The following is a 22,733-nucleotide window of genomic DNA, read 5'->3' on the forward strand; positions in this document are numbered from 1 at the left end:
GGTACAAGGGGGAGGACCTCAACAACGCGCAGGATCTGCCGTGGGGTTCGCAGTTGGAGGAGACCCACCGGGCGTGGGAGATCGGGTACTGGGTCCAGTCGTTCGTGTGGGACGGCCTGATCGTCGACGGTGTGTGGGGCACGATCAAGGGCCTGGGCACGCTGGTCGGTTTCGGCGGTCTGGACGCGATGGGTCAGGCCTGGACGGGACTGGCGAAGCTCGCGACGGGTCTGGCCCTGAGCATCAATCCGGGTACGGCCATTCAGTTCTGGACGGCCGACGAGGCGTCGTTGTCGTCCTGGGAGCGCGACTCGCGTAACGCAATGAAGGAGACCGGCAAGGCGCTGGTCGCGTGGGACGAGTGGGGCAAGAACCCGGCCCGTGCGGCGGGTGCGGTGACGTTCAACGTGCTGACGACGGTGTTCACCGGTGGCGCGGGTGCGGTGGCGAAGACGGGCAGTGTCGCGAAGGTGATCTCCGCGGCGGGCAAGGCCGGTCGGCTGATCGACCCGATCACGTACATCGGCAAGGCCGGCTCGTTGGCGAAGTTGAAGGTCGGCGATCTGTTCGCGAACTTCGGCAAGATGGACGGGGCGTTCCCGAAGGTCGATGACGTGGTGTGGAAGGACCTCCCCAAGGCCGAGGCGCCCGGGGGCGTCACCTTCCCGCATCCGGATGCCACGGTTCGTCTCCCCGACGACGCGTTGGGTCGCCCGCAGTACTACGACAGGACCACCCACCAGCTCCTGGACCACAAGGGCGTTCCGAAGCAGGACCTCACCTCGGTCCCCAAGGGCCCCGACCACCCCCTGGCGGAGGTTCCGGCCCGCCAGGAAGCCCCGGTCGGCGTGGGCGCCCACACCCCGGGCGGCGTCAAGACCCACACCCCCGGTGGAGCGGCGACGCACACCCCGGGCGGAGCGGCGACCCATGCCCCGGGAGGGGCCGCGGACAACACGATCCGCAACGGCCACACCGAACCGGGCGGTGGCGGAGCCGCCGGCGCAGGCCGGGACGCGACCCCCACGGGTGGTGCCGGGCACCACTCCGACGGCCCTTCCACGGGTGCTCACGGTGACGGGGTTCCGCACCAGGGCGCCGGCGCGGGAGGCGGTATCCCCCGGCAGGGTGGCGGAGGGAACCCGGACAACCTCGGCCACGAGCCGGGCGGCGGCGCGGGTCACGGCACCGACGGCACCGGGCCGGCGAGGCCCGGCCACGGCGAGCGGCCGCCGCTCCCGCCCCACCGGGACAACCCGCACGACTACACGATCGCCGAACGCAAGCAGATCATGGAGTACCAGGTCCACCGGGTGAACGACCCGACCGACGGGTACCGCCAGCAGTACCTGAACAAGCTCGGACACCGGCTTCGGCTCGTCCCGGACCACACCGGACTGGTCCCGCCGCAGATGATCGAGGTCACCCCGGGCCACTGGGTGCCGAAGTCGGAACTGCCGCCGCCGGTCCCCCCGAACTACCTGGATGACGCCAAGATGGTGGAGCACGACCACCCCACGGTCACCAAGGAGATGACCGAGTCCCTCGACCGTGCGGCGAAGGATCGCCACGACGCGATGGTGGCGGACCGCAAGCCGCACACGGACTACGCGGACGCCAAGGCGGCGCACAAGGCCGCCGGTACGGACGAGACCCTGGCCGCGATGGAACAGGCCAAGGCCCGCCACAGTCCCTTCCACCGCGAGCTCTCGGAGAGGAGCGAGGCATTCGGCGAAGCCGTCGCCCGGGAGCACGCGATACCGAAGGAGTTCCCGGGCGCCAAGGAGGAGCCGGTCTTCGGCCCGGCCAACGGCAAGGACCAGTTCGACCAGGTCTACCTGCACGGTGACCGTTACGTGGTGGTCGAGGCCAAGGGCAACGTCCGCACCGAGCTCGGGGAGCGGCGCGTCGGGGGCGACCGGGTGTCTCAGGGCACCCGTGCGTACTTCAAGGACATTCTTGAGCAGATGGAGAAGCGCGCCAGGAAGGACCCGCGGGAGCAGCCGCTCTACGACAAACTTTACGCCGCGTTCCAGGCTGGCAAGATCGACTACGTGGTGGTCAAGGGCGCCGACAACGCCGGTACGTACACCGGCCATACGATTCAGCGGTTCGACATCAGCAAGTGACAGGGGAAAACATGACGGTCATCGTGGAGAGTCATGCCGCTCCCGAGCCCGCGAGCGCGGACTGGGTGCGGAGGCAGGACGACCGGCTGGTCCGGAGTATCGAGCAGCTCGCCGAGCGCCCGGTCAACCTCGACCTTGTCTGGTCACAGGTCAACCTGCACGTGCAGTCGCGCACCCTCGTGGATCCGAGCGCGACCGAACTGACCACGTGGGAGACGGTGGTCGACGCCGCCCAGTTGGGTTCGGCGCTCTTCCGTACGGCGGGGATGACCGAGGGCACCACGCAGTGCCGCATCCACCACGCGATGCGGACCCTGCCCGCGACGGGTCCGAACCACGAGGCCCGCCCGTCGTCGTGGCTGCGCGCGTTCTGGTACGCGATCATCACGCGCGACCAGCCGCGGATGACGGAGCTGTGCGAGCTGCCCCTCGACGTGCTGCGGGCTTCGGGCGCGGACCACGACGACTACCTGTACCACTGGGTGGCGACGCTCCAGGCGTACTGGCTGAAGCGGCCGGAGCTGGTGGAGGAGCTGACGGCCACGTTCGACAGGTCGCACCCGGACGTCGCGGTGATCGCGGGCCGGGAGTACATCCAGCATCTGGCCTATCCGCCGATCAACCTCTTCTACAAGTTCCTGCGCAAGGACGAAGATGGATTCCACACGGCCCTCGTCGAGGCCCTGGAACTCCACAAGCAGTACTGGACGACCACGCCCGAGCGGACCGAGGACATCGATGGCCGGGTGCCCGTCGCGATCCTCGCCGTCGCCTGCCTGGCATACGACGGCGGCATCCCGGTCCGGGTGGAGTCCGCGTACCTGCCCGAGCACCTGCTCCGGCGTTCCTGGGTCGGGGAGTTCGAGGTCTGACGGGCCGGGCCGCGCGGGGTTCCGTTCAGCGCCAGGGGCCGGTCACCGCGAACGTCGTGCCCGGGGTGTAGGCGTTCACGAACATGGTGCGGCCGTCGGGGGAGAAGGTGACTCCCGCGAACTCCCCCCACTGCGGGTCGCCGGGCGGGCCCACGTCGTCCGCGTTGCGGGCCACCGGGTGGACCGCCCCGCCGGGGGTGACGCCGAAGACGTACTGCTCCCCGCCGCCGTCCTCGCACACCATCAGGCCGCCGTCCGGGGCCAGGCAGATGTTGTCGGGGGAGTCACCGGGCAGGTGCGTCCCGGCCGACGGGCCGAACAGGACGTCCAGCCGGAGCCGACGGCGCAGCGGGTCGTAGAACCACACCTGCCCCTGGTGATCGGCCGCGGAGCCCTCCCGACTGCGGGCGTAACTGGAGACGAAGTACACGCCGGTCCCGCCCCAGTAGCAGCCCTCCAGCTTCTGCGCGTGGGTGATGCCGCGCGGCCCGAAGTCCTGGAGCCGGACGGGCGTCACGCGGGCCGACGGATCCGGTACGGGCACCCACTCCACCGGGAACTCGGCCCCGGTCCGGTCCACCCGCGAAAGGTCGTCGAGCCCGGGCACGCGCAGCGCCTCCAGCACGCCGCCCGCGCGCAGTGAGCCGGGTCCGCGGAGGGGCCGGGCGGGCAGGAACCGGTAGAACAGGCCGAAGGGTTCGACGAAGGCGTCCTCGGTCTCGTAGACGACGCCCCGGTACGGGTCCACGGCGACGGCCTCGTGGGCGAAGCGCCCCAGCGCGGTCAGCGGCACCGCGCCGAGGCGGTGCGGGTCGACGGGGTCGACCTCGAAGACGTACCCGTGGTCGCGGGCGTATCCGGAGTCACCGGCCCGGTCCTCGGTCTCCTCGCAGCTCAGCCAGGTGTTCCATGGGGTCCGCCCGCCCGCGCAGTTGACCGCGGTACCGGCGAGGGCGACGCGCTCGGCGGTGACTCCGCCCGCCGGGTCCAGTTCCAGGAGGGTGCAGCCGCCCAGGGCCGCCGGGTCGTAGGTCAGGCCGTCGACGGCCGGGACGCGCAGCGCGGCGGTGGTGCGGTTCTCGTGGTTGCGGACCAGCCGGACGGATCCTGCATCCGCGCCGGCCCCCGCGCCGAAGGCGGCCATGCCGTCGCAGTTGGCCGGCGTCGTGCCCTCGCCGGAGCGCAGCGGCTGCCCGGCGCGCGAGAGGACCCGGTAGGAGAACCCGGCCGGCAGGTCGAGCAGCCCGTCCGGATCGGGCAGGAGCGGCCCGTAGCCGGGGGACACGGCGGGGCCGGCCGCGGCAGGGCCGGCCGAGGCACCGGTGGCGAACAGCGCGCCCATGGCCCCGGTGAAGGAGACCGCGCCTGCCGCCAGCAGGCTGCGTCGGGTGACGGACATCGGCAACTCCCCGCTGTTCCGCTGGAGATGTGACCGGCCCGTGGTACCACGCGGCGCCCGCCCGCGCCCGGCGGCGCGGGCGCCCGCGCGGGCCCGTCACCCCACCGGGCCCGTCACCCCACCGGGCCCGTCACCCCACCGGGCCCGTCACCCCACCGGGCCCGACGCGCGGGCGGGTCCCGGCCGGTGGGGCCGGACGGGACCCGGGTACGACGGGGATCAGACGAGCTCGGCGCTCAGGGTGATCGTCGTGCCGGTCAGCGCCTGGCTGACGGGGCAGTTCTTCTTGGCGTCCTCGGCGGCGGCGGCGAAGCCGTCCGCGTCCAGGCCGGGGACCTCGGCGCGCACGCTCAGGTGGATGCCGGTGATGCCCTCACCGGGCTGGAAGGTGACGTCGGCCTTGGTCTCCAGGCGGGTGGGCGGGGTGCCCGCGCCCGCGAGGCCGTGGGAGAGCGCCATCGAGTAGCAGCTGGAGTGCGCGGCGGCGATCAGCTCCTCCGGGCTGGTCTTGCCGTTCGCGGCCTCGGCGCGGGAGGGCCAGGAGACGTCGTACGAGCCGAGGCCCGAGGAGTCGAGGGTGACGACACCCTTGCCCTCCAGCAGGTTGCCTTCCCAGACGGTGTGCGCGTGACGCGTGGTGGCCATGGTGATCCCTTCGCAGATGTGGAAACGGCCGGGCCACGAAAGCGTCCCGGCCGTGCCAAACCTACTGGGAGACCAGGGGCTTCGCGTCGCGGGCGAGGGCGGTGAGCCGCGATATGGCTCGGAAGTATTTCTTCCGATAACCGCCGTTGAGCATTTCTTCACTGAACAACCGGTCGAAGGGCACCCCGGAGGCGAGGACCGGGACCTCCCGGTCGTACAGCCGGTCCGCCAGGACCACCAGGCGCAGCGCGGTCGACTGGTCCGGCACCGGGCCGACGTCGGTCAGGCAGACCGCGGCTATGCCGTCCGTGAGCGCGCCGTAGCGGCTCGGGTGGACCTTCGCCAGGTGGTCGAGCAGGCCGGGGAAGTCGTCCAGGCTCGCGCCCGGGGTCGCGTACGCGGCCTTGGCGACCTGCTCGTCCGAGAACGGGGCGGGGGCGTCGGGCAGGCCGCGGTGGCGGTAGTCCTGGCCGTCGATCCGCAGCGGTCGGAAGTGCGCCGACAACCCCTGGATCTCGCGCAGGAAGTCGGCGGCCGCGAACCGGCCCTCGCCGAGCTTGCCGGGCAGCGTGTTGGAGGTGGCGGCGAGCGCCACGCCCTGCTCGACCAGGCGGCTGAGCAGCGAGGACACCAGGACGGTGTCGCCCGGGTCGTCCAGTTCGAATTCGTCGATGCACAGCAGCCGGTGCCCGCCGAGGGTCTGCACGGTCTGCTGGAAGCCGAGCGCGCCGACCAGGTTGGTCAGCTCCACGAAGGTGCCGAACGCCTTCAGCGCGGGCTCCGCCGGGGTGGCGTGCCACAGGGAGGCCAGCAGGTGGGTCTTGCCGACGCCGTAGCCGCCGTCGAGGTAGACGCCGCGCGGGCCGGCGGGGGCCGCCTTCGGGGCCTTGGAGAACCAGCGGCGCTTGCCGGAGCCGCTCGCGTGCGCGCCCCCGAGGCCCGCGGCGAAGCCGCTGAGCACGGTGACGGCCTCGGTCTGGCTCGGCTGGGCGGGGTCGGGTTCGTAGGTGTCGAAGCGCACCGAGTCGAAGCGTGGGGGCGGCACCATCTCGGCCACCAGCCGTTCGGCGGGCACGCGCGGTTCGCGGGCGCACAGGGCCGACGGGCCGGCGTCGGCCGTCGGGTGCCCGGGGGCAGAACCGGAGGTGGAGAGAGATGTTGACACAGCTCTTAACTCTACGGGGCGTGGCACACTGCACCGATGCGACGCCTGTTCCCTGTGACCGATCAGACACCAGCCCCGTCCCAGGACCCGGCCGACCGCGAGTGGTCGCTCGACGAGCTCGCGGACGCCTACGCCTACCCGGAGCTGGCACCCGACGCGCACTGGCTGCGGGCGAACATGGTCTCCACCCTGGACGGGGCCGCCCAGCACGAAGGGCGCTCGCAGCCCATCTCGGGCGAGACCGACATGCGCATCTTCGGCACCCTGCGGGCGCTGGCCGACGTGGTGGTCGTCGGCGCGGAAACGGTTCGCCAGGAGGGGTACCGCCCGGCCCGGGCCCGCGAGGTCTTCGCGGCCCGCCGCGCGGCCGCCGGCCAGGGCTCCGCGCCCGCCATCGCGGTGATCACCGCGAGCATGGAGCTGGACTTCGACCTGCCGCTCTTCACCTCCCCGTTGGAGCCGACCCTGGTGATCACGGGAGCGGCGGCGCCCGCCGAACGGGTGGCCGCCGCCCGCAAGGCCGGCGCCGAGGTGATCATCGCGGGCGACGGGTCCGCCGTGGACCCCGTCCGGGCGGTACGGGAGCTGGCCGGGCGCGGGCTGCGCCGTCAGCTCACCGAGGGCGGGCCGCGGCTGCTGGGTCAGTTCGTGGCCGCCGACGTCCTGGACGAGCTGTGCCTGACGATCTCCCCCACGCTCACGGCCGGCGACGCCCAGCGGATCGCGGGCGGGCCCTCCGTCACGGTTCCGCACCGGCTCTCACCGGCCCGGGTACTGGAGGAGGCCGGGTTCCTCTTCACCAGCTACCGTCGGATCTGACAAAGAGGCGGAATTTGTCGTTCCGCTTTGCTTCCGCCGGGCACATACCTGGGCACACATATCTGCGCACGGCCCCGCGTGACAGCGGGGCAGGATGGTTTCCGCAGGGGCCGGCCGACCGGCCCCGGCCCATGAAGGAGAGGGCGTCCGTGTTCACGAGCGTATTGATGATCGAGCAGCCGCTGACCGCGGTGGACGTGGACTTCGTCACCACCCTGCACGGAGACGACCAGGTCTCCTTCGTCGTCCTCATGCAACCCCGGGGCGACCAGGACCGACTGCTCCGCGCCATCGACGACGTAGCGCTCGGTGAGCTCCCCGAAGCCCTCCACGAGGGCGACGAACCCGAGGGGGACCAGGCCAGGGGACCCGCCGAGACGGCCCTCGAACACTCCCTCGTCGCCCTGCGCACGAAGGGGGCCACCGCCGTCGGACAGATCATCGAGGACCATCCCCTCGACAAGCTGAAGGCCGTCGTCGACGAGACCGGCGCGGACGAGGTGATCGTCCTGACCGCCCCGCACTTCGTCGAGGAGTTCTTCCACCGCGACTGGGCCTCCCGGGCCCGGCACAAGGTCGGGGTTCCGGTGCTCAAGCTCTTCGCCCACAACGAATAGGCTGGTGCGGTCACACCGCACAGCCCGCCGCAGTCAGCTGCACCCGCACACGATCCAGGAGCGACCTGAATGAAGCCCGGCCTGCCGACCGCCATGGAACGGCCCCACTTCATCGGCATCGGCGGCGCCGGCATGTCCGGCATCGCGAAGATCCTCGCGCAGCGCGGCGCGAAGGTGGCCGGCAGCGACTCCCGCGACTCCGAGACCGCCCAGGCGCTGCGCGCCCACGGCGCGACCGTCCACATCGGGCACGCCGCCGACCACCTCGCCGACGACTCCTCCTGCGTGGTCGTCTCCAGCGCCATCCGCGCCGACAACCCCGAGCTCGCCCGGGCCGCCGAACTCGGCATCCCCGTCGTGCACCGCTCGGACGCCCTCGCCGGCGTGATGGAGGGCCTGCGCCCCATCGCCGTCGCCGGTACGCACGGCAAGACCACCACCACCTCGATGCTGGCGGTCTCCCTGTCGGCGCTCGGCCTGGACCCCTCGTACGCCATCGGCGGCGACCTGGACGCCCCCGGCTCCAACGCCCACCACGGCGAGGGCGACATCTTCGTGGCCGAGGCGGACGAAAGCGACCGCAGCTTCCACAAGTACACCCCGCAGGTCGCGATCATCCTCAACGCGGAACTCGACCACCACGCGAACTACGCGTCGATGGAAGAGATCTACGAGTCCTTCGAGACCTTCGTCGCCAAGATCGTGCCCGGCGGCACCCTCGTCGTCGCCCACGGCCAGGCGGGCGCCGCAGAGATCGCCGCCCGGGTCGCCGGCAACCCCGACCTCCACGTCGTCACGTACGGCGAGGAGGCCGACGCCGACGTCCGCATCACCAAGATCACCCCGCGCGGTCTGAGCAGCGAGGTCACCGTCGTCCTCCAGGGCCGGATGCTCACCTTCACCGTGTCCGTGCCCGGCCGCCACTACGCGCACAACGCCGTCGCCGCCCTCGCGGCCGGTGTCGCGCTCGGCATCCCGGCGCACAACCTGGCCTCCGCCCTCGGCAAGTACACCGGCGTCAAGCGCCGCCTCCAGCTCAAGGGCGAAGCGGCCGGCGTGCAGGTCATCGACTCGTACGCGCACCACCCGACCGAGATGACCGCCGACCTGGAAGCGATCCGCGGCGCCGCGGGCGACTCCCGCATCCTGGTCGTCTTCCAGCCCCACCTCTTCTCCCGCACCCAGGAGCTCGGCAAGGAGATGGGCCAGGCCCTGGCCCTCGCCGACGCCTCCGTGGTCCTCGACATCTACCCGGCCCGCGAGGACCCGATCCCCGGGATCACCAGCGAGATCATCATCACCGCGGCCCGCGCCGCGGGCGCCGACGTCACCGCCGAGCACTCCAAGGAGGCCGTCGCCGACGTCATCGCGGGAATGGCCAAGCCCGGTGATCTCGTTCTCACGATGGGAGCGGGCGACGTCACGGATCTGGGACCGCAGATCCTGGAAGCAATCGGCCTCGCCCGCCCGTCGAACTGAGGGAGCGGGAACGTCATGGAGTACGAGGTCCACAAGACGGACGAGCAGTGGCAGGCGGAGCTGACACCGTCCGAGTACCAGGTGCTGCGCCTGGCGGGCACCGAGCCGGCCTTCCGCGGTGAGTACACCGACACGAAGACGGAGGGCGTCTACTCCTGTCGCGGCTGCGGGTCCGAGCTGTTCCGTTCCACGGAGAAGTTCGAGTCGCACTGCGGCTGGCCGTCCTTCTTCGACCCGAAGGACACCGAGGCCGTCGAGCTGATCGCCGACACCACCCACGGCATGGTCCGCACCGAGGTCCGCTGCGCGACCTGCGGCTCCCACCTGGGGCACGTCTTCGACGGTGAGGGCTACCCGACCCCCACCGACCAGCGGTACTGCATCAACAGCATCTCCCTGCGCCTCACGCCGAAGGAGGCCGCAGGGAACTGAGGTGGTCCTCCAGGGTCCGGCGCGGGGTCCACCCCCGCGACCGGGCCCTGCTCACGTCCAGCACCACCGGACGCGAGAGCTGGTCCACCGCGTACCGGCTGAGGAACGGCTCGGAGCCCGTCAGCAGGGCCGCCGCCCGCGCCGCCCCGGCCGCCGCCAGGGCCACCGGCAACGGCAGGTGCCGGATCCGGGCCCGCACCCCGTGCGCCCGCAGCACCGCCCCGATCGCCGCGTCCCGCCCGTACGGCCGCGCGTCCGCGATGTTGTACGCCCCCGGCGGCCAGCCCGCCGCCGCCAGGCAGGCGTCCGCCAGGTTCTCCACCGCCGTCAGGCTCAGCCGCACGTCCGGACCGGGCAGCAGCAGCGTCCCCGCCCGGACCCGGGACAGCAGCCGGGGCAGCAGCTGCGTGTCGCCCGGCCCGTACACCGCCCTCGGTCGCAGCACCACGGCGCCCCCGGCCAGTGCCAGCGCCTCGCCCGCCGCCTTCGTCCGGCCGTACGCGTTCAGGTGACCCGCCCGCGGATGGTCCTCGTCGACCCGCTCCCGCGCACACCGCGGGTCGTACACGCTGGCGCTGCTCACCCACACCACCGGCCGCCCCGCGGCGGCCCGCAGCAGCCGCGCCGTCCCCGCCACGTTGACCGCCCGCATCGCCGCCTCCGCCCGCCGGCCGGGCGCCGGATCGCCCACGGCCGCCGCGCAGTGCACCACGAAGTCAGCCCCCGCCAGATCCGGCTCGCCCCGGGCCGCGTCCCAGAACCGGTGTTCCCCCACCGGCCCCGGCCGGCGGCCCACGCACACCACCGATGCCCCGGCCTCCGCCGCCGTCCGGGCCACCCGCCCGCCGCAGAACCCGCTCGCCCCCGTCACCGCGATCCGCATCCTCACACCCCCGCCCGCACCATCAGCGACCGCCAGCCCGGCAACGCCGCCCGCCGGTCCACCCGCGCCCGCGTCACCACCGGCCGGTACGGAGCGAGCTCCTCCAGAACGTCGCCCAGCAGGACGGAGGCCAGCCGCGCCCCCGGGCACGCGTGCGGTCCCGCGCCGAACACCAGCCGCGCCACCTCCGGGCCGGCCGGATCCCCCGCGTCCGGGTCGCGCCGGTGCGCCCCCGCCGCGTGCCGGGCCACCAGCACCAGCCGGTCCCCGCCGCGCACCGGACAGCCGCCCACCGACCCGGCCGCCGCCGCCACCCGGGGCAGCACCGGCGAGGCCGCCGTGACCCGCAGCAGCTCCGCCACCAGCCGCGGCCGCAGCTCCGCGTCCGCGGCCTGCTCCCACAGCCCCGCGTCCGCGCACCAGGCCACCGCCCGCGGCACCGCCGCCACGGTGGTGTTCACCGCGGCCACCGCCACCATCGAGGACAGCGCGTCCCCGGCCCCGGCCAGCTCGCGCAGCCCGGCCGCGGCGCGGGCCGCGGCGGCCGCCGCGCCGGGCCTGGGCGGGCCCGGCAGGTGGCTGCGCACGGACGTGGCCGCCGCCCGCGCCGCGGCCCGCGCCAACGCCGGCGGATCCGCGTCCGACCCCAGCAGGGCGCCCGCCACCCGCCCCGCCACCTCGCGCGCCAGCTCCACCACGTCGACCTCCCCGCCCCCGGCCGGCGGAGCGGACCAGCGCACCGGCAACGGCCGCCACAGCGACCGGAGTTCCTCCACCCCGGCCGACCCCAGCCGGCCCGCCAGGGACCGGCGGTCCGCCCGGTGCCCCGTACCCTCCTGATCGAACAACACGTCCCCGTCACCGCCCAGCGCGGCCCGCGCCGCCCCGCCCGTCGTCCCCGCCGCCGTACGGTCCAGCGGCAGTCGGGTCAGCGCCTCCCGGTACGCGTCGGCGTCGTGCACCAGCATCGTCCCGCCCAGCCGGCGCACGCCCCGCCCGCGCGTCGCGGCCAGCAGGGCGAACAACAGGGGATGGGCGCCCAGGTAGACCCGACGGTCGCGGCGCCGGGCCTTCGCGTGGGCGGGGTCCAGCATTCCACCGGTCATCGGACGTGGACCTCTTTCGTGTCGGCGGGCCGGTATCGCCGGTCCGCGTACCAGAGAAGGGTGCGGCGGGCGCCCCAGGACCGCAGCCGCCGCAGACTGTTCCCCACCACCAGCCGCTCGACCCGGACGATCCGCGCACTGTGCTCCCGGGCCCGATTGAGCAGCTCCACGTCCTCCGAACCCGCCTCCAGCGGCTCCCGCACCGTCCCGCCGCAGCGCACGTACAGGTCGGCGGTGATCCCGAGGTTGTGGCCGTGGCACAGCACGTACGGGGCCAGGAAGCGGGGATCGCGGTGCGCGGCCCGCCACCGCCCGTACAGCGACAGCAGCCGGACCAGCGCGGGCAGCAGCCGGGCCTCGGCGAAACCCGGGCGCTCGTCGGCGCGCGGCACGCTGCGCCCGCACAGCATCTCGGCGCCGCGCCCGAACTCCGCCCGGGCGACGGCCGTCCAGTCACGGGCGGGCAGACAGTCCGCGTCCGTACGCAGCAGCAGCCCCGCGCCGGCGCCCACCGCGTACCGGAACCCGGTGTCGGCTGCGGTCCCGGCGCCGGGCTCCGGCTCGGTCACCAGCGCCACCGGGAAGGGCGCCGTGCGCGCGAACTCCGCGACGATCCGCGCCGTCCCGTCCGTGGAGGCGTTGTCGACGACGACCAGCGAGAAGCCGGTGTCGTCCTGGCCGGCGAGCGCGGCCAGGGTGGCCCCGATCGACAGCTCCTCGTCGTACGCGGGCACGATCACCCACAGGCTCACCGAAGTTCCTTCCTTGCCGGGCATGGCGAACATGCCGAGGTCGCCCCGGCTCGCCGGGCGTGCTGAGGTTCCGAGCTCTCCGAGTCGTACGTCGCGGCCCGCCCGCCCGGCGGCGAGGGCGTCAGCGCCGCCGGCGGGCCGCGCCGGCCAGGCGGGTCGCCGCCAGGGCCGAGGCCGCCGCGCGGTCCGGTTTGCGGGAGCGGCCCGACAGCGGGATCCGGGCGAACAGCAGCGCGTCCGGCCGGGCCGTGCCCATTCGGCGCAGCGGCACCGACAGGGCGGCGCGCAGGGCCGCTTCGGGGACACCGCGCCCCGGCTGCACCAGCGCCACGAGCCGTTCGTCGCCGTCCCCCGCCGGGACCCCGACGAGCACGCCCAGCTCCACCCCCGGCACGTGCAGCGCCGGCTCGTACAGGCCCGGGTAGATGTTCTCCGCGCGCCGCAGCACCATGTCCTTGCAGCGTCCCTCCAGCACGATCCGCCCCGCCGGGTCCAGCCGCGCCCGGTCCCCCGTACGCACCCACGGATCGGGTTCCTCCCCCAGGTAGCGGTGCCGGGCCGCGGGCCCGGCCAGCAGCAGCTCGCCGGTGGCGTCCCGTACGGCCCGCACCCCGGGCAGCGGGGCGCCGACCAGGTCCCCGGCCCCGTCGAAGGCGGCCTTCTCCCGGGACTCCACCGCGGCCGCCGGGAACAGTTCGGTCAGCGCGTACACCCCCCACGCCCGCTCCGCGCCCGCCTCCCGGACCCGACCCAGCAGATCGGCGCTCGCCGGAGCCGAACCCGTCCACACCCGGCCCGTGAACCGGGCGCCCGCGTCGAGGGCGTCCCGCAACTGCGGCGGCGTCAGGTAGGTGTCCCGCGGACGCAGCCGGTCCAGTTGCCGGGCCAGCGCCCGTGGCCGGCGGGCCGGCAGGGCCACCGGGGTCCCGCGCGTCAGGGAGGGCACGAGCACGAAGAAGGTGCCGCCCAGCACGGGAGCGCCGTCGTCACCGGCGTCGAACAGCGAGGCGACCGTCCCCATGCCGGCGGCGAGGCCGGCCCGGGTGTGCACGACCGCACGCGGCCGGGACGTGGTCCCCGAGGTGAACACGATCACCGCGTCGCCGTCCTCGTCCCGGCCGGCCGGCACCCCGACCCGGGACGCGCCCGTCCCCAGGGCGGGCGCGCACCCCGGCAGCCGGGGCCCGACCGTCGCCACCGGCCCCAGCCCGGACAGCTCCGGCAGCTCCAACCCGGACCGGCGGGCCAGCGGCCCGGCCCATCCCGCGACCGCCTGCGCGGCGGCGTCGGCCAGCACCAGCGCCGGCCGGGCCAGCGCGAGCCGGGCCCGCAGCACTTCGGCGCCGGCCCCCGGGTCCAGGACGGCGCCGCGCAGCCCGAGCCGCCACAGCGCCAGCAGCACCGCGAGCGCGCGCGGCCCGGGCCGCACCGCCACCCCGACGGTGTCCCCGGCCCGCAGGCCGCGCGCGTGCAGCGCGGCGGCGTAGGCGTCCGCCAGGTCGGCGAGTTCACCGCGGGTGACGCGGATCCGGGTGGCTCCCGTACGGGTCGCCGTCAGTACGGCCGGCCGCTCGGGCCGGGAACGCAGCGCGTCCGCGAGTCGGTCCAGCATCAGCGCGGGTCCGTTCCGTGCGCGCCGCTGCCCTGGTCGAGGTACCAGCGGGCCGTCCCGGCGAGGCCGTACGCCCGCAGCCGGCGCGTGGAGTTCTCCACGACCATCGTCCGGCAGCGGCTGATGCGGTCGGTGTGGCGGCGCACCGCGTTCAGGAACAACCGGTCCGTGGGCGAAGGCCGGCGCGGCATCCCGCCGACCGCCAGGTACAGGTCCGCGGTGATCGCCATGTTGTTCCCCGCGTGCATCCGGTACGGGGCCCGGTAGCCGTTGCGGCGCGCGTGCTCCGGCCGCAGCCGGCCGAACAGCGCGGCCACCGCGACCAGCCCCGCGAACACGCTCCGGCCCAGCGGCCCGTGCTCATCGCCCCGGGCCACGATCCGGCCGCACACCAGGCCCGGCCGGGCCAGCAGCGCGGCCCGCGCGGCGCCCGCCCAACCGGGTCGGGGCAGGCAGTCGGCGTCCGTCCGGGCCAGTAGGGTCGCCCCCCGGGCGATCGCGTACCGGAATCCGGTGTCCACGGCGGAGCCGACCCCCTTCTGCGGCTCCTCGATCACCTCCACCGGGAACGGCGCGTGCGCCGCGAACGCCCGGGCGATGTCGCCCGTCCCGTCCGCCGAGGCGTTGTCGACCACCAGCAGGGTGAAGTCCCGGTCCCGTTGCGCGGCGAGCGCCCGCAGCGTGCCGGCGAGCCGTGCCTCTTCCTCGTGCGCGGGCACCACCACCCACATGCGGGGGCCGCTCACGACTTCTCCCAGACCATCGTCATGATGCTGATCCCGCCGCCGAGACCGACGAACAGCACCCGCTCGCCCGGCGCCAACTCCGCGAACACCCGGTCCAGTTGCACCCCGATGCTCGCGCTCGCCACGTTGCCGAGCTCCGGGACGGTCACCACCAGCTTCCGCGCCGGGACTCCCGTCAGCTCCGCGAACCGTTCCAGGTAGGGCACCGTCACCTGGTGCACCAGCACCTTCGCGAAACCGTCCCAGTCCAGGCCCGTCCGGTGCAGCGTCCGGTCGATGACGGCCGTGCCGACCTTCTCGAACACCCCGCGCAGTTCGTGCCCGTCACCGTGGAAGTAGGTGTACGCGTCCCCGCGCGGGTGCCGCGACCCGCCGCCCGGGATGCCGCCGACCTCCCAGTGCTCCGAATGCGTCTCGGTGTCCACGTCCAGGATCCCACCCGCCTCCACCCCCTCCAGGACGACGGCCGCACCCGCGTCGCCGAACGTGTAGCCGGCGAAGGCTTCGCGGAACTCCGCGAAGTCCGCGGGAGCCCTGCGCACGGCCCGACTCGGGGTCTCCCCGGTGACCACCAGGGCCCGGCGGGAGCGCCCGGCGAGGATCATCGTCCGGGCGAGGTCGATGCCGTTGACGAAGCTGTTGCAGGCGTTCGTGACGTCCAAGGCATGTGCCCGGGAACCGAGTTCGGCCTGCACGATGTGCGCGGTGGCCGGCTCGACCAGGTCCCGGGACGCCGAGGCGAAGACCAGCAGGTCCACGTCGTGCGAAGTGAGCCCGGCGGAGGCCAGCGCCCGACGCGCGGCGCCGACGGCCAGCGTGGACGCGTACACCCCCTCGGCGGCGACGCGCCGGGAGACGATCCCGGTGGCCCGGGTCAATACCCCCGGCGGCAGGGCGAACCCGCCGGCGCCGGCCACGTCCCGCTGGAGGTCGTCGGAGGTCAGGACCTCCCCGGGCAACAGGCTGCCGACGGCGGTTATCCCGACGCGCGGGGGCGGATCACACGGCTGTAGGGGCATGCCCTCACGATGACAAGCCGGCCGCGCCGGGTCCTGAGTACGGATGCTCAGATCCGGCACGCACGGCTTGAGTAGGACCCCCGCCCGCAGACCTCCGGACGGCCTAGACCAGCCACTTCCCGTCGCGCATCAGGGTCCGTTCGGCCAGTTCGGGAACGGTTCCCCAGGCCTGGAGCACCTGCGGGGTGATCTGGTAGAAGACGTACGAGGGCCCGCTCTTGCGCGGGTCCCAGCCGTCCTTCGCGGCGAACGCGTCCCCCACCCCCGCCGGCAGCTCTTCCCGGGGCACGGTGCGCGAGGTGCCCTGGACCAGGACCACGTCACGGGTGTGGCCGAAGGACAGCCGGACCCGGCCGGAGGCCGTCAGGTTGCGCCCGGTCGGGTTGGTGTCGCGGGTGGCCAGCCACACCGCCTCGCCGTCCCACCAGAAGGTCAGCGGCACGAGGCAGGGCTCGCCATCGGCGTCGGCCGTGGCGACCCACACGTCCACGTCCCGCGCGAGCCGCTCCAACGCCTCCCGCTTGCGCTGCTCGGGGCTGCGGGGTCCGTCGGGGAGAGAGTCAACTTCCGTCATGGGGTGAGGTTATGACCTGGGTCGCCCGTCCGCATCCGGCGTCGGACCTAGGCCGAGAGGCGGAGGATCGAGGGATCGAGGGATCGTCGACGTGCTGCGGTCGGTCGCCCCGCTTCCGCCCGAGCGAGGTCACGCACGCGTTGGACGTGGGGGACGGGGCGCCGTGCCGAGGGCACGCGTCCGATGGAGCGCCGGGCCGTCCGACCGTCGGCGGCGGGGCTCAGTGCCCCCGGGGCGGATCGTCCGGCGGCGGGGGCGTCACGCGGCGGCGGGTGACACCGGCCCAATCGGCGCCCGCCGGGCGGTCGGGGGCGGTGGGCGTCGTGCCGCGTCCCGGAACCGGACCGGGAGCAGGCGGGAGCGGGCGGCGGCGCAGGGCGTCCGACAGACGGTCACGCAGCCGCGCGAGGGGTGTGGGCCGCCGCCAGGCGCGGAACTCCTCCGCCCGGCGCGCCCCGAGACCGGCCAGTTCCTCCTCGGCCTCCAGGAGCCGCTCGGGCGCCACGTCCCGTACGGCGGGCCGGAGCACGCCCTCCAGCAAATCGGTCCGGGTCTCCTGCCACAACGGGCCCGCCTGCGGGTGCGAGGACCAGAGCGCGAAGCAGTCCGCGAGGTAGCGCGGCGAGCGGCGCAGCAGATCCCCGACCCGGGGGTCGTGCGCCGCGTGCCGGTACGCCGCCAGCAGCTCGGCGTCCTCGCTGTCGATCAGCGCCCGCAGCCCGGCCGCGCCGGACCGGTCCGGCGCGAGCAGCCGCGCCGCCGTCGCCGCGAGTGCGCCGCCCCGGGGATCCGGGTCCTGGTCGGGGCTCCGCTCGGGGCTCGGCTCGGGATCGTGGCCTACGGAGCGGGGTTCGTCCGCGCGCGCCCCGACCGACGGCCGGATGTCCCACCCGATCGCGGGCGCGCCCCGCCGGGCGTCCGGCCGTGCGGTCGGGGCCGGGTCCGGCCGCACGGCAAGGCCGTCGACCCCAGGGGTGCTCCCGCGCGCCGCGTCCCGACCGTCCGGCTCGGCGTCGTCCGGCCCGGGGCCCGCCTCCACCCGCAGGAGTTCCCGACGCAGCCGCTCGGGAAGCTCCGCCGCGAACCGGCCCAGCACCTCCCGTGCGAGGTCCGCCGCCGCCGGATCCCCGGCCGGGGCCCGGGTCGCCGCCAGGGCGAGCAGGTCCCAGGTACCGGCGTCGCGGTGCACCGGCGCGCCCGTCGTCGCCAGCACCAGGCGGGCTTCGTCCGCCGGGAGCGGGTCCCCGCCCCACACCAACCGCATGCCGGTGCGCAGCACCAGCGGCTCCGCGTACAGGGAGACACCGCACTCCTTGAGGAGCGCGTCCAGCGCGACGACCCGATCCGCCTCCGCGCGGGCCACCTCCGAGGCCCCCGCGCACATCCGCAGGTGCGGTACCGCCTCCGCCGCGCCCAGCCGCAGCCCGGTGTGCTCGAACAGGCGGATCCCGGCCGCGGGATCGCCGGCGGAGAGGGCGTCCAGCCGGTCGAGCACGAGGATCCGGAGGGCCGGCAGTTCGGCCAGCCCGTCCCGTACGTCCTCCCCGTACGCCCGTTCCGGATCGGCCAGCAGCGCGAGCGCCAGCCGCCGCGCCACCTCCGGCAACGGCGCGGCGGGGCCCACCCCGAGGGCGACGGCCAGCCGCGCGAGCCGGTCCGGCACCTGGTGCGGGTCGCCGGCGCCGGACCCGGGGCCGGGCGGGACGGCCCCCGCGGGCTCGGGCGCGGCGGGGCGGCGCGGTGTGTCGTCGCGTACGTCGTCCCGTGCGGGCCAGGCCCCGGCGGTCGGCGCTTCGGCCGGTGCCGGCCCCGGTGCCGGTGCCGTTGGCCCCCGGCCGGGCGCGGCCACCCGGAGGCCGGGCGCCGCCGTGTCCCGCGTCGACGGTGCCCGACGGGGCGCGGGCGCGCGGGGCGGAGCTTCGGGGCGTACGCCGGCCGGCGCGTCCCCGTGCTCGGCGGTCCACTCGGCCGCCTCCGCGTGGGCCACCGGGTCCAGCGGAAGCCCGGCCGCCAGGGCGAGCGCGGCCAGCGGGCCCGCGTCGTAGGGGTCGCCGGGCAGTCGGCGTACCTCGGCGAACAGGTGGGGCAGGCCCGCCAACCAGACCAGCGCCGCGGTCCGTGCCCACGGGCCGGCGGACGCGCCGGTGTCGGCCGGCGAGACGGGCTCGTGTGCGGGGTCGAGGATCCGGTAGCGGTGTTCCCGCCCGGGGAGCGCGGCGAGTTCCGCCTCGTCGCCGGGCCGTACGCCGATCAGCTGCTGCGGGGCCCGGTCGGGCCGCCGCGTGTAGGTGGTGAAGGTGAGCCACTGCCCGCGCTGGTGCGGCAGCACGCTGCACGCCAGCATCACCCAGCGCGCCACGTCCTGGCTGTCCCGCTCCACGAGCACGATCCGCGGGGCCCCGGGATCCTTTCCGAGCCTCCGCACGTCGGCGAAGAACCCCGGGAGCCACGCGCCCCGCGCCGCCACGAACGCGGCCAAGGCCGCCGCGTCGTGCCGTCCCGGGGCGGGAACCTTGGCCAGCGGGGCGGGCGGCCCGCCCGCCGGGGTCCACGAGGCCCACTGGGGGGAGCCCCAGGCCGTGATCGGCAGGGCGCCCTGGACCGCGCCGGAGCCGGCGGCCCCGGGCAGGTGCACGGCGTGCGCGTGGAAGGCCGGACCCTCCCCGGCGCCGTCCGGGCCGGCTTCCGTCCCGCCGCCGGTGCCCACCGACCGCGCCAGCAGTCGGCTCCCGTCCGAGAGGATGCTCAGGCTCAACGTCACCGGCAGGCCCGCCAGTTGCTCTTCCGTCGGGTGGCGGGGGGCGTCGTCGGGCGACTCGTACCCGATCAGCTGCCCGGCCTCGTGCAGCAGCGCGGCGGGCACGCCCGGGGTGACCGCGGTGAAGCGCGGGCCGGAAGCGCCCGGGCCGGAGCCCGAGGAGTAGTGGAGCTGCGCGAGGTTCATGCGTCCCCCTCCGACCGGGTGGCTGCCCCGCCGGATGTTCGTGCCCGCCCGCCCCGCGGCGCGGACGCCCACCGTGAGGCACGAGCCCGCCCGTCCCGCGACGCACCGTCCCGCGACGCACCGTCGCGCCCCGGCCAGGAGCGCGCCCCGAACTCCTGCACGTACAAGGACTGTTGTCCCGCCCCGGGGTCCCCGTACCGTTCCATCGGTGCGCCGGCCGGGCGGTCGGTGGGTGTGCCGGAACGGCCCACGGCGTGCCCGCGCTCGGTCCCCGCCATACGTCTGCGCCCCCCGTGCAGTGTGTGAAGGTCATTCCAGCAGATGCGGGAGCCGGGCGGGAGCCATTTCACGGGGCTTTCCGTTCGCCCGCTGTACGGCTCGACGTCGGACGGGGATCTCCGCCCGGTACCCCGGGGCGGCTGTCCTTGGGGCGCCCCTCGACTGCCCCCTCACCTCCAGAGGTCGTCACCCATGGCTGAACTCAACCGTCGCAGGTTCCTCCGGATCGCCGGCGGGACCGCCGCCGTCGCGATGCTGAACGAGAGCATCGCGCGCGCCGCCGCGATCCCGGCGGCGCAGGGCGGCACCGGGACCATCCAGGACATCGAGCACGTCGTCGTCCTGATGCAGGAGAACCGGTCCTTCGACCACTACTTCGGGGCCATGAAGGGCGTCCGCGGCTTCGGTGACCCGCGTCCCGTGGTCCAGGACAACGGGAAGTCGGTCTTCCACCAGTCGAACGGGACGAAGGACGTCCTGCCCTTCCACCCGCAGATCGAGAACCTCGGGATGCAGTTCCTGGAGGGCTTGAACCACGACTGGGCCGGAGGCCACCAGGCCTACAACAACGGCAAGTACGACAAGTGGGTTCCGGCGAAGACGGCCACGACCATGTCGTACATGACGCGGAACGACATTCCGTTCCACTACGCCCTCGCCGACGCGTTCACCGTCTGCGACGCCTACCACTGCTCTTTCATCGGCGCGACCGACCCGAACCGCTACTACCTGTGGACGGGTCACACGGGCAACGACGGCACCGGCGGCGGCCCGGTCCTCGGCAATCAGGAACTGGGCTACGGCTGGAAGACCTACCCGGAGCGCCTGGAGTCGGCCGGAGTCTCCTGGAAGGTGTACCAGGACATCGGCGACGGCCTCAACGCGGCGGGCCACTGGGGCTGGATCAACGACGCCTTCCGCGGCAACTACGGCGACAACTCGCTGCTGTACTTCAACTCCTACCGCAACGCCCAGCCGGGCAGCCCCCTGTACGAGAAGGCCCGTACCGGCACGAACGCGGCTGCCGGCGAAGGCTACTTCGACCGGCTGCGCGCCGACGTCGTGGGCGCCACCCTGCCCCAGGTCTCGTGGATCGCGGCGCCCGAGGCGTTCAGCGAGCACTCCAACTGGCCGACGAACTTCGGTGCCTGGTACATCTCGCAGGTGCTGGACGCGCTGACCGCGAACCCGGCCGTCTGGGCGAAGACCGCCCTGTTCATCACCTACGACGAGAACGACGGCTTCTTCGACCACGTCGTCCCGCCGTACCCGCCGACCTCCTCGGCGTGGGGCCTGTCCACGGCCGACGTCACCCGCGACCTGTACGCCGGCGGTGGCGGCTACGCGGCCGGCCCGTACGGGCTCGGCCCGCGCGTCCCGATGATCGTGGTCTCGCCGTGGAGCAAGGGCGGCTACGTCTGCTCCGAGACCTTCGACCACACCTCGGTGATCCGCTTCATGGAGAAGCGGTTCGGCGTGCTGGAGCCGAACATCTCGCCGTGGCGTCGGGCCGTGTGCGGAGACCTGACCTCGGCGTTCGACTTCACCCGGGCGGACTCCGCGCCCGCCGCGCTGCCCTCCACGGCCGGGTACGTACCGCCGGACAAGGACCGTCACCCGTCCTACCACCCGACCCCGCCGGCGACCGGCGCGCTGCCCCGGCAGGAGGCGGGCGGCAAGCCGACCCGCGCCCTGGGCTACAGCCCGTACGCGGACGGCAGGGCCACCGTCTCCACCGGAAAGTTCACGCTGACCTTCTCCTCCGGGCCGTCGCTGGGCGCCCACTTCCACAGCACCTCGGGCAACCGCACCGACGGCCCCTGGCCCTACACGGTGGAGGCGGGCAAGACCCTGTCCGACACCTGGAGCACCAGCGCGTCCACCGGCAACCAGGTCGACCTCAGCGTCTGGGGCCCCAACGGTTTCCTGCGCACCTGGAAGGGGCCGGCGAAGAAGGCCGGCCCTGAGGTGACGGCCCGGCACGTGGCCGCGACCGGCAACCTGGCCCTGACCCTGTCGAACGGGGGCACGACCGCGGTGAACCTCACGGTGACCAACGCCTACGGGGGCGCCGCCCAGACCTTCAAGGTCAACGCGGGGGCGAGCGTCTCCCACACGGTGGACCTGCGCGCCACGGGCCGCTGGTACGACGTGTCGGTCGTCTCGGACGCCGAGGCGACGTTCCTGCGCCGGTTCGCCGGCCACGTGGAGACGGGCGCCCCCGGCGTCTCCGACCCGGCGATCAGGACCGTCTGACCGGCCGGACCCGGGGGCTCCGCAGCCGGCGGGGCCCCCGTCCGCGCAGGTGGGAGCCGGTATGGGAGGGATCCCGGCGTTCGTGGGGAGTGAGGTCCCTCCCGACGCGCGGTGTGACGGCGGGCCGGATGGGCAGAGGTACCGCGTCGCTTTCTTCGCCCGTCACCGAGGGGGAACGCATGGCCATCGCCCATCGCAGGATCGGCACCGGACCCGTCCGCGTCATCGTGCTGCACGACTGGTTCGGGACCTCCGCGAACTGGGGCTCCGTACTGGAGCACCTGGATCCGGAGGAGTTCTCGTACGCCTTCCTCGACTACCGCGGCTACGGTGAGCGGCGGGACATCCCCGGACGCTACAACCTGCCCGAGATCGCCGACGACGTCCTCGAACTCGCCGACCAGCTGGGCTGGGACACGTTCTCCCTGCTCGGGCACTCCATGGGCGCCAAGGCCGCGCAACAGGTGCTCGTCCGGGCGCCCGAGCGGATCGAGAAGCTGATCGGCACGGCCCCCGTACCGGCCGGGCCCTACGCCATGGACGACCGCACCCACGCCCTCTTCTACGGGGCCGCCGAGGATCCGGACAAGCGCGGCGCCATCCTCGACCTGGTCACCGGCCACCGGGTGAGCCGGCACTGGCTGGACCGGATGGTCTCGCACTCGCTCGCGATCTCGCGCCCCGAGGCCTTCGCCGGGTACCTCGCGAGCTGGCAGCCGCTCGACCTGTCCTCGGCCGTCAAGGGCAGCACGGTACCGGTGCTGCTCCTGGTGGGGGAGTACGACCTGGCGCTGACGGCCGACGTGATGCGCGCCACGTGGCAGGTCTGGTACTCCAACTGCCGCATCGTCACGGTGCCGGGCTCCGGCCACTACCCGCCGCACGAGACCCCGGTCGCCTTCGCGACCGACATCGAGGCCTTCCTCCGCGGCTAGGCGATCACCGCCGGATCCGGCCGGAACGTGAAAAAACCCGTGGGGTACGAGGAAACCTCGTACCCCACGG

At 74.2% G+C, this 22,733-nt stretch carries 19 protein-coding genes; 8 read left to right on the forward strand and 11 right to left on the reverse strand.

Annotated elements, in window-relative coordinates; genetic code table 11:
- Together ACFY0I_RS38620 and ACFY0I_RS38625 are read left to right on the forward strand one after the other, a co-directional pair.
- On the forward strand, positions 1-2,129 hold a 2,129-nt coding region (locus tag ACFY0I_RS38620), incomplete at its 5' end, for a hypothetical protein (protein WP_388904404.1).
- Between the two features lie 11 nt (positions 2,130-2,140).
- Positions 2,141-3,001 (forward strand): immunity 49 family protein, encoded by an 861-nt coding sequence (locus ACFY0I_RS38625; RefSeq protein WP_388904406.1) that lies wholly within the window; start codon positions 2,141-2,143, stop codon positions 2,999-3,001.
- 25 nt (positions 3,002-3,026) lie between these two features.
- On the opposite strand, the gene ACFY0I_RS38630 is transcribed toward ACFY0I_RS38625, so the two are convergent.
- The 3 genes from ACFY0I_RS38630 to zapE form a co-directional block, all read right to left on the reverse strand.
- Positions 3,027-4,400 carry an alkaline phosphatase PhoX gene (locus ACFY0I_RS38630; protein ID WP_388904407.1) on the reverse strand — a complete coding sequence of 458 codons (1,374 nt, stop codon included), beginning with the start codon at positions 4,398-4,400 and terminating at the stop codon, positions 3,027-3,029.
- Positions 4,401-4,619: 219 nt separating this feature from the next.
- On the reverse strand, positions 4,620-5,045 hold the full coding sequence (locus tag ACFY0I_RS38635) for an OsmC family protein (protein WP_388904409.1): 426 nt from the start codon (positions 5,043-5,045) through the stop codon (positions 4,620-4,622).
- A gap of 61 nt (positions 5,046-5,106) precedes the next feature.
- Complete coding sequence (zapE, locus tag ACFY0I_RS38640; RefSeq protein WP_388904411.1) at positions 5,107-6,210, reverse strand: cell division protein ZapE; 1,104 nt, start codon at positions 6,208-6,210, stop codon at positions 5,107-5,109.
- Between the two features lie 36 nt (positions 6,211-6,246).
- Between zapE and ACFY0I_RS38645 the strand changes: the two genes are divergently transcribed.
- The 4 genes from ACFY0I_RS38645 to msrB all read left to right on the forward strand — a co-directional run bounded on the left by ACFY0I_RS38645 (position 6,247) and on the right by msrB (position 9,557).
- The gene (locus ACFY0I_RS38645) at positions 6,247-7,029 is read left to right on the forward strand and encodes a pyrimidine reductase family protein (protein ID WP_388904412.1); all 783 of its coding nucleotides are present in this window, start codon (positions 6,247-6,249) and stop codon (positions 7,027-7,029) included.
- Between the two features lie 149 nt (positions 7,030-7,178).
- Positions 7,179-7,646 (forward strand): indole-3-glycerol phosphate synthase, encoded by a 468-nt coding sequence (locus ACFY0I_RS38650; RefSeq protein WP_388904414.1) that lies wholly within the window; start codon positions 7,179-7,181, stop codon positions 7,644-7,646.
- A gap of 69 nt (positions 7,647-7,715) precedes the next feature.
- Entirely contained in the window at positions 7,716-9,125 is a 1,410-nt protein-coding gene (murC, locus tag ACFY0I_RS38655; RefSeq protein ID WP_388904415.1) for a UDP-N-acetylmuramate--L-alanine ligase, read from the forward strand.
- Positions 9,126-9,140: 15 nt separating this feature from the next.
- Entirely contained in the window at positions 9,141-9,557 is a 417-nt protein-coding gene (gene msrB, locus ACFY0I_RS38660) for a peptide-methionine (R)-S-oxide reductase MsrB (RefSeq protein WP_388904416.1), read from the forward strand.
- Here the strand turns inward: msrB and ACFY0I_RS38665 are convergent.
- The 8 genes from ACFY0I_RS38665 to ACFY0I_RS38700 all read right to left on the reverse strand — a co-directional run bounded on the left by ACFY0I_RS38665 (position 9,529) and on the right by ACFY0I_RS38700 (position 19,193).
- Positions 9,529-10,440: an NAD-dependent epimerase/dehydratase family protein gene (locus tag ACFY0I_RS38665; protein ID WP_388904418.1), complete on the reverse strand. Its 912-nt coding sequence runs from the start codon at positions 10,438-10,440 to the stop codon at positions 9,529-9,531. The genes msrB and ACFY0I_RS38665 overlap by 29 nt on opposite strands.
- Before the next feature lie 2 nt (positions 10,441-10,442).
- Positions 10,443-11,546: a cytochrome P450 gene (locus ACFY0I_RS38670; protein WP_388904420.1), complete on the reverse strand. Its 1,104-nt coding sequence runs from the start codon at positions 11,544-11,546 to the stop codon at positions 10,443-10,445.
- Positions 11,543-12,298 carry a glycosyltransferase family 2 protein gene (locus ACFY0I_RS38675; protein WP_388904421.1) on the reverse strand — a complete coding sequence of 252 codons (756 nt, stop codon included), beginning with the start codon at positions 12,296-12,298 and terminating at the stop codon, positions 11,543-11,545. Before ACFY0I_RS38675 ends, ACFY0I_RS38670 begins: the two co-directional genes overlap by 4 nt.
- A gap of 121 nt (positions 12,299-12,419) precedes the next feature.
- Positions 12,420-13,910 carry an AMP-binding protein gene (locus tag ACFY0I_RS38680; RefSeq protein ID WP_388904422.1) on the reverse strand — a complete coding sequence of 497 codons (1,491 nt, stop codon included), beginning with the start codon at positions 13,908-13,910 and terminating at the stop codon, positions 12,420-12,422.
- Positions 13,910-14,656, reverse strand: coding sequence for a glycosyltransferase family 2 protein (locus ACFY0I_RS38685; protein ID WP_388904423.1), 747 nt, complete (start codon positions 14,654-14,656; stop codon positions 13,910-13,912). The genes ACFY0I_RS38680 and ACFY0I_RS38685 overlap by 1 nt, the downstream gene beginning before the upstream one ends.
- Positions 14,653-15,675 carry a 3-oxoacyl-ACP synthase III family protein gene (locus tag ACFY0I_RS38690; RefSeq protein ID WP_388904424.1) on the reverse strand — a complete coding sequence of 341 codons (1,023 nt, stop codon included), beginning with the start codon at positions 15,673-15,675 and terminating at the stop codon, positions 14,653-14,655. Before ACFY0I_RS38690 ends, ACFY0I_RS38685 begins: the two co-directional genes overlap by 4 nt.
- A 103-nt stretch (positions 15,676-15,778) precedes the next feature.
- Positions 15,779-16,249 (reverse strand): pyridoxamine 5'-phosphate oxidase family protein, encoded by a 471-nt coding sequence (locus ACFY0I_RS38695; protein WP_388904425.1) that lies wholly within the window; start codon positions 16,247-16,249, stop codon positions 15,779-15,781.
- A 220-nt stretch (positions 16,250-16,469) separates the two neighbouring features.
- The gene (locus ACFY0I_RS38700) at positions 16,470-19,193 is read right to left on the reverse strand and encodes a GTPase-associated protein 1-related protein (protein ID WP_388904426.1); all 2,724 of its coding nucleotides are present in this window, start codon (positions 19,191-19,193) and stop codon (positions 16,470-16,472) included.
- A gap of 471 nt (positions 19,194-19,664) precedes the next feature.
- Between ACFY0I_RS38700 and ACFY0I_RS38705 the strand changes: the two genes are divergently transcribed.
- Both ACFY0I_RS38705 and ACFY0I_RS38710 read left to right on the forward strand, forming a co-directional pair.
- Entirely contained in the window at positions 19,665-21,728 is a 2,064-nt protein-coding gene (locus ACFY0I_RS38705) for a phosphocholine-specific phospholipase C (RefSeq protein ID WP_388904427.1), read from the forward strand.
- Positions 21,729-21,907: 179 nt separating this feature from the next.
- Positions 21,908-22,663, forward strand: coding sequence for an alpha/beta fold hydrolase (locus ACFY0I_RS38710; protein ID WP_388904428.1), 756 nt, complete (start codon positions 21,908-21,910; stop codon positions 22,661-22,663).
- Positions 22,664-22,733: the final 70 nt, after the last annotated feature.

Origin of the sequence: Streptomyces sp. NPDC001568, from assembly GCF_042893755.1 — a bacterium.
Taxonomy (GTDB): Bacteria; Actinomycetota; Actinomycetes; order Streptomycetales; family Streptomycetaceae; genus Streptomyces.

Bases quoted from the DNA above. Each gene is read 5' to 3' on its own strand.
- ACFY0I_RS38710 (WP_388904428.1), top strand. From the start codon at position 21,908: ATGGCCATCGCCCATCGCAGGATCGGCACCGGACCCGTCCGCGTCATC.
- murC (WP_388904415.1), top strand. From the start codon at position 7,716: ATGAAGCCCGGCCTGCCGACCGCCATGGAACGGCCCCACTTCATCGGC.
- ACFY0I_RS38645 (WP_388904412.1), top strand. From the start codon at position 6,247: ATGCGACGCCTGTTCCCTGTGACCGATCAGACACCAGCCCCGTCCCAG.
- ACFY0I_RS38690 (WP_388904424.1), bottom strand. From the start codon at position 15,675: ATGCCCCTACAGCCGTGTGATCCGCCCCCGCGCGTCGGGATAACCGCC.
- msrB (WP_388904416.1), top strand. From the start codon at position 9,141: ATGGAGTACGAGGTCCACAAGACGGACGAGCAGTGGCAGGCGGAGCTG.
- ACFY0I_RS38680 (WP_388904422.1), bottom strand. From the start codon at position 13,910: ATGCTGGACCGACTCGCGGACGCGCTGCGTTCCCGGCCCGAGCGGCCG.
- ACFY0I_RS38705 (WP_388904427.1), top strand. From the start codon at position 19,665: ATGGCTGAACTCAACCGTCGCAGGTTCCTCCGGATCGCCGGCGGGACC.
- ACFY0I_RS38670 (WP_388904420.1), bottom strand. From the start codon at position 11,546: ATGACCGGTGGAATGCTGGACCCCGCCCACGCGAAGGCCCGGCGCCGC.
- ACFY0I_RS38695 (WP_388904425.1), bottom strand. From the start codon at position 16,249: ATGACGGAAGTTGACTCTCTCCCCGACGGACCCCGCAGCCCCGAGCAG.
- ACFY0I_RS38665 (WP_388904418.1), bottom strand. From the start codon at position 10,440: ATGCGGATCGCGGTGACGGGGGCGAGCGGGTTCTGCGGCGGGCGGGTG.
- ACFY0I_RS38630 (WP_388904407.1), bottom strand. From the start codon at position 4,400: ATGTCCGTCACCCGACGCAGCCTGCTGGCGGCAGGCGCGGTCTCCTTC.
- ACFY0I_RS38625 (WP_388904406.1), top strand. From the start codon at position 2,141: ATGACGGTCATCGTGGAGAGTCATGCCGCTCCCGAGCCCGCGAGCGCG.
- ACFY0I_RS38635 (WP_388904409.1), bottom strand. From the start codon at position 5,045: ATGGCCACCACGCGTCACGCGCACACCGTCTGGGAAGGCAACCTGCTG.
- ACFY0I_RS38700 (WP_388904426.1), bottom strand. From the start codon at position 19,193: ATGAACCTCGCGCAGCTCCACTACTCCTCGGGCTCCGGCCCGGGCGCT.